This window comes from Yoonia sp. GPGPB17 (assembly GCF_037892195.1).
GTDB lineage: Bacteria > Pseudomonadota > Alphaproteobacteria > Rhodobacterales > Rhodobacteraceae > Yoonia.
In genome coordinates this window covers 2,757,485-2,769,199 of record NZ_JATACI010000002.1, presented here as the reverse complement: position 1 = coordinate 2,769,199, position 11,715 = coordinate 2,757,485, and the positions used below count along the sequence as shown (strand labels likewise).

The 11,715-nt window shown below is 52.0% G+C and carries 13 protein-coding genes and 1 tRNA gene; 5 read left to right on the top strand and 9 right to left on the bottom strand.

Annotated features, from left to right (window positions below):
- Window positions 1–2 precede the first annotated feature (2 nt).
- The 7 genes from QTO30_RS14620 to QTO30_RS14590 form a co-directional block, all read right to left on the bottom strand.
- On the bottom strand, window positions 3–350 hold the full coding sequence (locus tag QTO30_RS14620; RefSeq protein WP_340424825.1) for a hypothetical protein: 348 nt from the start codon (window positions 348–350) through the stop codon (window positions 3–5).
- Window positions 347–622 (bottom strand): hypothetical protein, encoded by a 276-nt coding sequence (locus QTO30_RS14615; protein WP_340424824.1) that lies wholly within the window; start codon window positions 620–622, stop codon window positions 347–349. The genes QTO30_RS14620 and QTO30_RS14615 overlap by 4 nt, the downstream gene beginning before the upstream one ends.
- Window positions 623–889: 267 nt before the next feature.
- A complete protein-coding gene (locus tag QTO30_RS14610) occupies window positions 890–2,200 on the bottom strand; it encodes a hypothetical protein (protein WP_340424823.1) in 1,311 nt (436 codons plus the stop codon).
- Between the two features lie 224 nt (window positions 2,201–2,424).
- Window positions 2,425–2,739, bottom strand: a complete 315-nt coding sequence (locus QTO30_RS14605; protein WP_340424822.1) for a hypothetical protein — start codon at window positions 2,737–2,739, stop codon at window positions 2,425–2,427.
- A gap of 47 nt (window positions 2,740–2,786) precedes the next feature.
- Window positions 2,787–4,379: a Hint domain-containing protein gene (locus QTO30_RS14600; protein ID WP_340424821.1), complete on the bottom strand. Its 1,593-nt coding sequence runs from the start codon at window positions 4,377–4,379 to the stop codon at window positions 2,787–2,789.
- A gap of 827 nt (window positions 4,380–5,206) precedes the next feature.
- Entirely contained in the window at window positions 5,207–5,569 is a 363-nt protein-coding gene (locus tag QTO30_RS14595) for a tyrosine-type recombinase/integrase (RefSeq protein ID WP_340424820.1), read from the bottom strand.
- Window positions 5,481–6,377, bottom strand: coding sequence for a hypothetical protein (locus QTO30_RS14590; protein ID WP_340424819.1), 897 nt, complete (start codon window positions 6,375–6,377; stop codon window positions 5,481–5,483). Before QTO30_RS14590 ends, QTO30_RS14595 begins: the two co-directional genes overlap by 89 nt.
- Before the next feature lie 328 nt (window positions 6,378–6,705).
- On the opposite strand from QTO30_RS14590, the gene QTO30_RS14585 reads away from it, so the two are divergent.
- On the top strand, window positions 6,706–7,245 hold the full coding sequence (locus QTO30_RS14585) for an RNA 2'-phosphotransferase (protein WP_298383912.1): 540 nt from the start codon (window positions 6,706–6,708) through the stop codon (window positions 7,243–7,245).
- Between the two features lie 182 nt (window positions 7,246–7,427).
- Here the strand turns inward: QTO30_RS14585 and QTO30_RS14580 are convergent.
- Window positions 7,428–7,503 (bottom strand) — tRNA-Lys (locus QTO30_RS14580).
- A 95-nt stretch (window positions 7,504–7,598) separates the two neighbouring features.
- Between QTO30_RS14580 and dapF the strand changes: the two genes are divergently transcribed.
- Genes dapF through QTO30_RS14560 form a run of 4 tightly spaced genes read left to right on the top strand, consistent with a single transcriptional unit; the run spans window position 7,599 to window position 10,928 of the window.
- Window positions 7,599–8,414, top strand: a complete 816-nt coding sequence (gene dapF, locus QTO30_RS14575; RefSeq protein WP_340425944.1) for a diaminopimelate epimerase — start codon at window positions 7,599–7,601, stop codon at window positions 8,412–8,414.
- Complete coding sequence (gene mtaB / locus QTO30_RS14570; protein ID WP_340424818.1) at window positions 8,414–9,673, top strand: tRNA (N(6)-L-threonylcarbamoyladenosine(37)-C(2))-methylthiotransferase MtaB; 1,260 nt, start codon at window positions 8,414–8,416, stop codon at window positions 9,671–9,673. The genes dapF and mtaB overlap by 1 nt, the downstream gene beginning before the upstream one ends.
- Window positions 9,670–10,302 carry a glutathione S-transferase gene (locus QTO30_RS14565; RefSeq protein WP_340424817.1) on the top strand — a complete coding sequence of 211 codons (633 nt, stop codon included), beginning with the start codon at window positions 9,670–9,672 and terminating at the stop codon, window positions 10,300–10,302. Before mtaB ends, QTO30_RS14565 begins: the two co-directional genes overlap by 4 nt.
- Before the next feature lie 23 nt (window positions 10,303–10,325).
- A complete protein-coding gene (locus QTO30_RS14560) occupies window positions 10,326–10,928 on the top strand; it encodes a glutathione S-transferase (RefSeq protein WP_340424816.1) in 603 nt (200 codons plus the stop codon).
- A gap of 6 nt (window positions 10,929–10,934) precedes the next feature.
- On the opposite strand, the gene QTO30_RS14555 is transcribed toward QTO30_RS14560, so the two are convergent.
- Window positions 10,935–11,579, bottom strand: a complete 645-nt coding sequence (locus QTO30_RS14555; protein WP_340424815.1) for an outer membrane protein — start codon at window positions 11,577–11,579, stop codon at window positions 10,935–10,937.
- Between the last annotated feature and the right edge of the window lie 136 nt (window positions 11,580–11,715).

The following is an 11,715-nucleotide window of genomic DNA, read 5'->3' as shown; positions in this document are numbered from 1 at the left end:
CATCAGCCCTCACCCAAACAGTTAGTGTACTTTTGGGAATTTATTATCTGATCAACTGAAAAAGTCGGAATATCAAACTGAACAAAGCAGGAGAGTTCTGCAGGCGTTAATGGTCTCCAAGGATCTAACAATTCGCTAATGTAGCGAACGAGAAAGGATGGAGTTTGTGAATTCTCCAAATCAACTTCCTGACTAAAATAATAAAGTGCGAAAGCGCGATATAGATCGATCCGCCTACGGTCATCAAGTTTGTCGTAATCTGCATTAGCAAGCGCGGCCATACCCACCATCAGCGCACTCAAGTCTTGAGTTTCTTCCTCACTATCTCGATTTACTTCCGGAAAATTCAAGTTTGTCGTAATGTAGATTCTAAAAAAAGATAATACTCAAACTCTTCGGTGATTTGCTGTCTTAGTCCTTCCATACTTGTCTCTGCACGGATACCGAAACTTCGAAGGTAAGATGCGCCAATGCGATCGCATGCTGGAATATCCGACAAGTCTTCGAGCGGTGTGTCTAAAAGAGTAACATGGTTTATGCAGTCCGCTTCATTAGCAATTGCTGGCGGTGTAACAACTTGAAAAACGAGAAGTAAGAGCAATATGAGTAAGTGTTTAAGCATAATGTGAGTCCATTGTCGTTTCGGTTATTGCTGTAGGATGAGCATTGATATTAACTACTAGTTGTTGATTTGCAGTCTTTGAAAAGACTAATGGCTCCGCATTTTCTGCAGAAACGGCAGTTACCCCAAACAGAATAGACATTGAAGAAAGTGTTGCTCTTTTCGAAGCACCAAACGCGTACAAAATAATTCCCCACCACGAAAACGTTCAATTTGCGACAGCTACCGCAGGTTGTGACTGCACATCATGCGGTTCCTTGATCCATGTCAAGCCGGAAAACATCCTGCTGCCGATGACCTTGCACCATGACCACCGCCATCAAAGACCGAAGCCAGCGCATCAAAATCCGAGTTCGCCGTCGGATCCCACTCAGTAAAGATATACTGACGAGCTTCGGTGATCTTCCCGTCACCGTTGATATCGTAAAACAGCACCGCATCCCCAGCACCCGCCCAGGCCGTCCGGTTCTGCAAACCATCACCCGTCGCATCCATATACACAGACGAGTTGGAGAGTTCGGTGATCTGGATGCCGTCGCCAGTCAGGTCGAAGAGGATGGGGCGCGGTCCGGTGAAGTTCGGATCATCTTCGGTGCGGCCCTTGGTATCCGTTCTAGGTTTCACCTTTGTTTGATCTGGCGCCTTCGTTTTCGGCGTATTCGGTTGACTGTCATCTCTTGTCCGATCCAATCTGGAATCCGTGGGTCTAGCCGAAGCATCATCGCGATCACGATCTTTGTCGCGACCCTTGTCACGGTTACCACCCAAACTTGGCACGCGATCCGCACCCGATCCGGCGCTACTAGGATTGTTGCTGGAGTGTCGCGGATCATTTGGAGACAGTCGCCAGTCGTTGTCATTGGTCGGGTCGCTGTCGCCAAAGTTATGAGGGGGTGTCCCTGGTGCTCTCCGCTGGGCTGCTGGACTTAGGCCCTGAAGCGCTGCTTGATCTAGAGCATTTAATTCTTGACCGATTCCGACGTTTCCGGGCTCATAAACATTGCCTTTTAGAAGATCGAGCGCAGTACCTGTTGGGGGAATGTCATTTTGAACAATCGTCGTTCGCGGCGTTTGGTCATTGTCGGAACCTCTCGCTGAATATTCTCCAACATCAAGTCTATGGCCTCGACCTATGACCATATGCTCTGTGACTAAGATTGATCCTCCAGATGCGGCTCCGCTGATTTCATATGATAGTCCATGGCCTGCAACAGTTGCACCCAATCCAACCGAAAGACTAGGATCCGCTATCCACCCATCTGAGAGGTTGATCGTCCCTGTTCCAAGGTCCTTTGCAACCGTTATCTGGCTTCCGTACCCAAAAACAGTTCCGCTAAACTCTAAGCTCACCGAACCGCTTTCAATCGTTCGAGCTAACCCAAACGTAATTGGGCCTGCTTTGATATCGCCTATTGTACCTGTCAGACTGGGTTTCGCATGTGCAGTAGTCGTGTTAACTTCCGCAATGACTCCAACACTACCCCAACCTGAAGGTGTGCTAGTTTCGCGGGTGTAGACGCCACCCAATTGGTAACCTTCAATTCCAAATGAGATATCCCCATCACGTCCATTCGTCATAATCTATTTCCTTCCCAAACCCAAGAAACTCGCCACCCTCAACAAAACCAATACAGAAAAAGAGAGCCAACAAATTGACAGTACGACAACCGTGGTTGGAGACTGCTCTCGTTCGAGTAGATCGCCAAACAAAACCAGCCATATGAATGTTGAGACGCAGACTATCGCCAAGGCATTCTTTACCCTTGAGGCTGTGTATCTTGCTTCTCCCTTTTTACGGTCGCTCATACTCTTAATCCTAATTGTTGATCGAAGACACAGGTTACAGCACTAAAAATACTAATTGGTGAGAAAGAATAGCGTTGGCGCCGCAAATATTGGGGGCGACTCTTCAAGCAATCCACAAAACCATCACCATTGCTGTCAAACACCGAGGCCAGCGCCTCAAAATCCGACTTCGCCGTCGGATCCCACTCTGTAAAGATGTACTGACGGGCCTCGGTGATCTTCCCATCACCGTTGATATCATAAAACAGCACCGCATCCCCAGCACCCGCCCAGGCCGTCCGGTTCTGCAAACCATCACCCGTCGCATCCATGTAAACAGACGAATTGGAGAGTTCGGTGATCTGAATGCCGTCGCCGTCTAGGTCGAGGATGATCGGTTTAGATTTTTTTCTTCCTTATCAGTCTTGCTCTTCTCTTTGTCTCTATCCTTACGATCAGACTTATCTCGTGATTTATCACGGCTTGGTGTGCCGCCAGGATTATTGGACGTATTCTGCCTGCCATCGTCACCTCCGAAAAGGTCCTTAATGCCATCCCAGAAGTTTTTGAGGTTTTCTGCGTTCTGTCGACCTTGGGCTATCTCTTCAGGAGTGCGACCGTGCCGGTCAGTTTCAAAGATCCTGCCGGAAACAGGGTCAAAAAAGTCAGGCACGCCGTCATTGTTGTGATCGCCAATGACCAAATCATCTGTGTTCGGCTTATAGAGACGATAGGCACGTTCCGCGCTGATGCCGGTCTCTATGCCGAGGAAGTCGAGGGTGCTAGTAAGCGCAGTACCGGCCCAGTGAAACGGCTCGGTTATGATATTTGTGAATTGGTCAAATGCACCACCGGGTTTTGCATCAAAAACATCCTGCGCAAATTTGTCGAGGCCGTGGTTAATTCTGTTTCCCAGCTCACCTAACGGACCTGATTTATTGTGAACGCGGACGCCGCCCGCAATGTACGTATGCAGCCCCTCAACCTCAAAGTTATACGTCTTCCAACCCGTCTGAACTTCTTCCTCATAGGCGAGGTTCCCGCCAACTGTCATGGATTTAACTGAGGCCTGCTCAAACATGTCAGCAGTTTCAGCAGAATAGTGCAGCCACTCAGCTTGCGCCGCAATGACGTCACCGGACTGATCAATGATGCGCGCCTTGCCGCCGCCAAGGCGGACCAAATCGCCAATTTTCGTGAAAGAACCAGTCTCATCGAGGAACGCGTGGCCTGGCGTTGTGACCAGATCGCCGCGACCATCAGTGAACTTGAGACGGATCAGTTCTTGCGTGACGTTTTCGTAGAGGCGAGTGACTTCTCTAATTTCAAATGTTTTGCTCCGATTGGCCTGCGGTGTGGCAAAAGCGGAGACTTTGGAACCCAGATCAATATTCTCAATAAATACCTCGAAACTATTAGCCAGGAGTATTTTTGTACCAGGAACGAAGCACTCGGCGCCCTTAAGACCGCCATAACTCACTGGCAGCTCGATCCTTATTTCTACGGGTAGTTCTTGTATATATTCGTTGAACCGCAACAGATCCTCAGGGGTCAAGTTGGTAAATTGGCTCATTGTAAAGACGTATTGCTGTGCAAAGTTCTTGTTTGGGAACATCTGCTTTATTAATTCTGGCTGACCGGTTCTTTCCCAAGCTGCCCAGTGGTCTTCAAGCTCCCAAGCAGTATGCGGGAAATCTGGATCAATACGTTTAAGCGTGAAAAACGAACTACCTATGCCGTCTAGCATGCCTCCAGCGATACTGCCCATTGCGGTCCCAAACCCAGCACCGCCTGTTTGGTTGTCAGGCAGCCCACTTTGCATACTGCCCCAGGCACTGCGAGTCTGAAAACCGTCGGTCACTCGTGCCATCGCAAAGGCAACGTCATTCAGTAGGTTAATGTTCGAAGGGTTTGTCGGGTCAAACTCTACAATATAACGATCAGAAATCTCTAACTCTTGATGTTCTCCCATCTATTTAGCCTCGCAATCCGCGGCATACAGTTTATCAACGACAATCTTGATGGGGTTCTTAGAGGCGCGTATTTCGTCTGTTTCTCTAACAAATATGTAGGTACATGTTAGGGGAGAAGAGCTGCCATCAACCGGTATGGAGCAACTCGCGGCCTCAATTACGTCGCCGTCTAGATCATGAAACGCTACAAACTGCTGGCGCGGCGGATTTCTTGGTGAAACTATCAATGGCTCCCAATCGAGCATAGCTAGGGCTGATTGCATTTCAACGGTCGTTGGGACCGAATACGAAACAACCGGGTTCTCGTATGTCTTAGTATCCGTGGATAAAACTTCTAAGGTAGAAATGATTTGCGAGCACTCTGCCTCACTCACTTCGGCAATTGATGCACTAGCTGTGCAACACAAGACTGCCACAGGAAATATAGTGTTCATTTGAGAGTAAGCTCCTCGATAGGATTATTGTAATGCAGCAAGGTATCTGAAACTTTCGATTTTGAAACACAGAAAGTGTTTCTGCATCCATAGCTGACCCTGCAAGCGATCCAAACACAACAAAGAATTGGGGGGTTTAACGCTCAATCCAAACTTTTCAATAACGCACAATATCGATTCTCTAAATGCAACTTAGGCAAAAGCAAACAACCTCAAAGGTTGTACCTGAGCGTCACCGATTTTCTTGATCTATCTCAAGGCCCAAACCAAAAGTCTTACAAGAAAAAGAAGATGATCAGAAGATAGAGCCATCGGAACAAGTTGTTTGGGTTTAGCAGTTCGTACCGCCCGTGGGCTAACCAAACAAATCTCGCCTCTGACAACACATCAACTCACCACATCCTCTCTGCAATCCCCCGTTCTTCCGCACCACTCGCGTTTGCGTAGATCGCGGTGGTGCTCAAATCCGCATGCCCCATCCACTTTTGTAGCAGGTTGAGCGGGATGCTGGCGTTGAGCGCATGTATGCCAAACCCATGCCGCAGACTCTTCGGGCAGGCTTGTACACCACGAATGTTTGCATCAGCCATCAAGCGCTTGATCCAGCGATAGGCGGTGCTGCGATTGGGCGCAATGCCTTTGCTGTAGCGCCGCGCTTGAATGGTCTCATAGGTTTCCAGCGTGATCAGTGCCTTTACCAGTCCCCCCAGGGCCTGAAATCTCCACGACAGAGCCTTTAGTGTCAGCGCCCTCAAGAAGTGCCTCCAATTCGCGCCGAGGCTTTTCCCGCGCGAGGCGGCACTCACTTACCGTGACGCCGATATCGTCAAGTGCGTGGCGGCTCAGTTCCTCAATTTGGCTACGAGCTACAGCAAGCCGTGGTGCCGAGCCGATGCTTATCCCGAGTTCCTTCAGTTTAGCGATAAGTTCGCTTCGGTTCAGTTCACCGCCTATTGCGTCGGAGCGAAGCACCAGCCCGAATATCCCGTCATACGGATCGGGACCACCGTTCGCCGACGCCAGCTGTCGGGCCCGTATACGATCGTGATGCTCCGCAATTGAATTTGGTCGGGCATAATCGAATGTCAAAACCGAAAATGATCGTAGGATTTGATAGAGTGTTTCGTCTCCGGATTCACCAGCTGCTGTGAGATGCGTTCTGAACGCGGCGACAAAAGCTCGCATCTCGTTATTGCTGCGACCAGGAGTTCCAAGAAGTTGCAAGAACGAACCGACGTCAGCAGTCTGCCGTGCAAGTTCCAGCGCCTCTTGAACACCGTTGTCAATCACGCCCGTCGTTCGTTCTATCGCAACTGCAAAGCGGCGATCAGGTTCTATTTTTCTTGCACTAACGACCCCTTCCACGATTGAAGCGAAATTGGCATCCCGTTCGGTGAACGCCATTGCTCGTTTGACCTGAACCTCTAGGCATTGGTCTTCGCCCTCGATCGTTTTTCCATGTACAATTACGTCGTCTAGAGGATGTTCTTGGCCACCTCTTTGAAATTCAATGCGATCAATAGTGGCGCCTGGTAGTCCGAAGGGTTCAGTCGTGGCCAGCAACGCTAAAGCGTAATGGGTGCCGACTTTTGCTTCAAATTGAGAACCTGCTGGTCCAGTCGATCTAGGACTCAAATCAGAAATGTGTATGTCCCCTTAACCCGATAACTTTTCGTGGCATACGAAGTATGCGCAGCACCCGAATTGAACCACAATAGCCCCTTGAACGCGAAGCGAGAAATCATGATCGCCGCAGATCGAACGAAACAAAAGAAAACTTGCCGGAGAAGGAAGCTAGACCTGCACTGATGTTTGGAACCACCCATCCAATTCCAAATAGCAAGGCTTCGTGGTAAGAGCCAATCAAGTCAGAATCTAAAGAAACCAATAGATGAGCAGAGAAAGCAAGTTCTTAAGCTTGGTGCTTCGGCACAAACCTGAAGAGATCGGTCTTCAGCTTGATAAACACGGGTGGGTTCGTGTTGATGATTTGCTGCGGAAGCTGAAGAAAGCCAATCGCAAGCTAAGCCGTGACGAACTCATTCAGCTTGTCGAAAACAACGATAAGAAGCGCTTCACTCTGTCCGAGGATGGCTTGTGGATCAGGGCAGCTCAAGGTCACTCAGTCAATGTGGACTTGGGTCTAGAACCGCGACGTCCACCTGACGAGCTATACCACGGCACAGCCAGCGCAAATCTGGATGCAATATTCTCAGACGGACTAAACCCTGGGCGTCGTCATCAAGTTCACCTCTCTTTGGATCCTGACACGGCTAAACGCGTCGGCCAAAGACACGGAAAACCTGTTGTTCTAAGAGTCGAGGCGCAACGAATGTTTGAGGACGGGTTTCTGTTCTATTGCGCCGACAACGGCGTTTGGCTCACTGACAAAGTGCCAGCAGTCTACTTGGGATTCGGGAAAACCGCATAGAAACCAGAGCAGCTTGCAAATGGGCAGCTATGAACGCAGTTTTTGTCTGAATTCTATCGAGAGTGCCTAAATCTGCGGTACTCACAAAATTCGCGATGTGCAAAATCCACTGATCTGCGCTAAAAAGCGACAGACTCCTGTCGAAAGAGACAAACTTCGTGTCATCTTTCATAAAGAAAAAATGGTGAGCCGTGATGGGTTCGAACCATCGACCTACTGATTAAAAGTCAGTTGCTCTACCAACTGAGCTAACGGCCCACTAGCGCGCTACTTAGAAAGGCGGGCGGGTGCGGTCAAGCCCCAAATGCCGCGCACCGCTGGATAACTTGCCTGCCTTGCCCTATATCGCCGCCATGGCTGTGCGCGACTCATCATATTTGCCCTTCATGAAGATGCATGGGTTGGGAAATGACTTTGTTGTCGTTGACGAACGGGGAATCACCTCGCGCGTGGATTCTGCTGTCGCGGTGGCGATTGCAGACCGGCATCGGGGGGTTGGTTTTGATCAGCTTGCTGTGCTTTCAGATACGCCGGATGCCGATGTGCGTCTGGTGTTCTGGAACAGTGATGGCTCGCAGTCGGCGGCCTGTGGAAATGCGACGCGCTGCATTGCGCGGCATGTGATGGATGAGACAGGCGCCACTGAGCTGACCTTGCAGACTGCGCGTGGTATTTTGCGCGCCAAAGATGCGGGCAACGGTCTAACGGCGGTTAACATGGGCCAACCGCAACTAGATTGGCAGAACATACCACTGGCGCGCGCAATGGATACGCTTGAATTGCCAATCGCGGGTGCGCCAACTGCGACAGGCATGGGCAATCCGCATTGCACGTTCTTTGTTGATGACGCCGAAGCCGTCGACCTTGCCATCAACGGCGCAGAACTGGAGCATCATCCGCTTTATCCGGAACGCACCAACGTACAATTCGCGAGTCTGATCGGCCCGGACCACCTGCGCATGCGCGTGTGGGAACGTGGCGTGGGGATCACGCTTGCCTCTGGCTCTTCTTCCTGTGCGACCGCTGTTGCCGCAGTCCGACGGGGGTTAACCGGACGCGATGTGCAGATTGACCTTGATGGAGGTACACTTCACGTCAGCTGGCGTGATGACGGTGTGTGGATGACAGGGCCGACGGCCCACGTCTTTGACGGGCAATGGCGGCTTTGATGACGAAGATCGCCCCAATATTCTCCAACCACGGATGTCGCCTGAACGCATACGAGACTGAGGCGATGAAGGAACTCGCCGCGTCTGCTGGCGTTGACAATGCAATTGTGGTGAACACCTGTGCCGTGACATCCGAGGCCGTGCGCAAAGCCCGCCAGGATATCCGTAAGCTGCGCCGCGATCACCCGGATGCAAAGCTGATCGTCACGGGGTGCGCAGCACAGACCGAGCCTGACACCTTCGCTATAATGGACGAAGTTGATGTTGTCCTTGGCAATACTGAAAAGATGAACCCAGCCACATGGGCAGGCATGGCCCCTGATCTGATTGGTCAAACCGAACCTGTGCAGGTTGATGACATCATGTCGGTGACCGAAACGGCTGGCCATCTGATTGATGGGTTTGGCACCCGCAGCCGGGCCTATGTTCAGGTCCAGAACGGGTGCGATCATCGCTGCACGTTTTGCATTATACCCTATGGCCGTGGGAATTCGCGGTCGGTGCCTGCGGGCGTTGTTGTCGATCAGATCAAGCGGTTAGTGGATACTGGGTACAATGAGGTTGTCCTGACCGGCGTCGATCTGACCAGTTGGGGCGCGGATCTGCCAGCGACACCGAAACTGGGTGATCTTGTCATGCGCATCCTGAAACTGGTGCCGGACCTGCCGCGCCTGCGCATCAGCTCAATCGACAGTATCGAGGTGGATGAGAATCTCATGCAGGCCATCGCGACCGAACCGCGTTTGATGCCGCATCTGCACCTATCGCTGCAACACGGCGACGATATGATCCTGAAGCGTATGAAGCGCCGCCATTTGCGGGACGATGCGATTGCATTCTGTCAGGAAGCGCGCAAGCTGCGGCCAGATATGACCTATGGCGCGGATATCATTGCCGGTTTTCCGACGGAGACGGATGAGATGTTCGCCAACTCCCTTGCGCTTGTGGAAGAGTGTGATCTGACCTGGCTACACGTCTTTCCCTACTCGCCGCGCCCCGGCACACCCGCGGCCCGCATGCCGCAGGTGAATGGCAAGCTGATCAAGGAACGTGCGGCGGCATTGCGTACGGCAGGAACGACGCAAGTGGATCACCATCTGAAAGCGCAGGCGGGCAAGACCCATCACATCCTCATGGAAAACGCTCGGATGGGGCGTACGGAGCAGTTTACAGAAGTCCTGTTCGACACTGACCAACCGGAAAGCCAGATTGTGCAGGCGCAAATCACCGGAATTTCAGGTCAGCAATTGACCGCATGACTGCGCTTCCCATCCTTTGGACCTTCCGACGCTGCCCCTACGCGATGCGCGCGCGGCTGGCGATCCAATCGAGCGGGCAGCACGTCATCCTGCAGGAAATCCTGTTGCGAAATAAACCCGCACCTTTCCTCGCGGCTTCGCCCAAGGGCACAGTCCCTGTCGTCCAAGATGGCAACCGTGTGATCGAAGAAAGCCGCGATGTGATGCTTTGGGCGTTGGGCCGCAATGACCCTGAAGGCTGGCTTGATATGCCGGACGCGGGTCATAGCCTCATCGACACCTGCGATGGCCCATTCAAGAGTGCCTTAGACCATACCAAATACGCTGTGCGCTTTCCTGACCGCGATGAAGCCGATGAGCGGGCAAAAGCCATGGTCTTTCTAACGGACCTCAATGATCGACTGACAGAGAAGCCTTTTCTGATGGGCCCACGGCGCACCCTTGCTGATATGGCGATCCTGCCATTCGTGCGCCAGTTCGCAAATACCGACCGCGCATGGTTTGACGCACAAGGGTTGAGGCCGCTCACCAGATGGCTTGATGATTTCCTCGCCTCTGACCGCTTTCGCGGAATCATGACCAAACATCCGCCTTGGCAATACGGACAGGATCAGGTCTTGTTCCCCTGACCCCCAGATAAGGACCCGGACCCATGCAACTGCTGATCTCACCCGCCTCCCCATTCGTGCGCAAAGTGCGCGTGCTGATCCGCGAAGCCAACCTGATGGACACTGTGGAAGAGGTGAACGTCACCACAACGCCAATGAACTCGGCGCCAGAGGTTGTGGCCGCGAACCCGATGGGCAAAATCCCTGCGCTGATCCGTGCGGATGGCCCCGGTATCTATGACAGCCGTGTCATCACCCGGTTTCTGGACGATTTGGCAGGATCGAACCTTTACCCGCAAAGCCGCATCTGGGAAATCCTCACTCTAGAAGCCACCGCAGACGCAATCATGGATGCGACAGTTGCGATGTCTTACGAAAAGCGGCTGCGTCCAGATGAATTGCAATCGGCAGATTGGGTCGAGGCACAATGGGCCAAAGCCGCGCGCGGGATCGCGGCGGTAAATAGCCGGTGGATGAGCCACCTGTCAGGCCCATTGAATATCGGGCAGATCAGCGTGGCTTGTGCATTGTCCTACATTGACCTGCGGCATAACGGGCACGGTTGGCGGAATGGGAATGAAGCACTGGCCAATTGGCACGCGGCGTTTGCCGCGCGCGACAGCATGGTTGCAACAAAACCTGAATAACAAGGCTTAGAAGTTGAAGCTGACGCCAAAGTTAAGGGCGTTGGTAACAATGTCCGCTTCCAAGGTACCGCCACTGTCAAGATCTGCGGTATTGGATGAAAACGTACCCTTATACTCACCAAACACCGACCACTGATCGTTGATCGGCATAGACGCACCAGCCAACCAAGTAGCGGCAGGACCCGTCAATTGATAACCAAAGGTTTCTGACGCGCCGTTGGTCACCTCGACATGCGGCAAGGCGATGCCAACACCACCGCCAACATAAGGCGTGATGTTCCCCGCGAGATCAGTCCAGCGGCGATAGGCGTTGATTGTCAGGGTGTTCAAGCCGTCCGTGAACTCGAGCACTTCGTACCCGGCTGGCAATGAATCATCTTTTGGGTAGACCTTGTTGTGGGCAAAATCCAAACCAAACCCAAAGGTTGGCGAACGCCATTGGGTCGCGCGAATGCCATAGTAGGGCGGTGCCTCGAACGACCGCCCCTCCCACTCCTGAGAGAAATCATCATCACCGATTTCGGGATCTCGAATCGAAATATCAGACGAGGGTGCCGACTGCACACCGCCGTAAAAGCTCAGCTCAACATCTGCTGCCGCAAATGATGGAACGATCATCAGGCTGATGAAGGGGGCCAAGACGCGATTCATAACATAAAGTCCGAAGTGAGTGATGCTTGAAGTGAGTAGACTTGTGCAACGAAGCTGACAACAAAACATTAATCACCAATATGTCACCGCAATGCGAATGTGGCACGCCAAACACAACTATGGGCAATTTATAGAG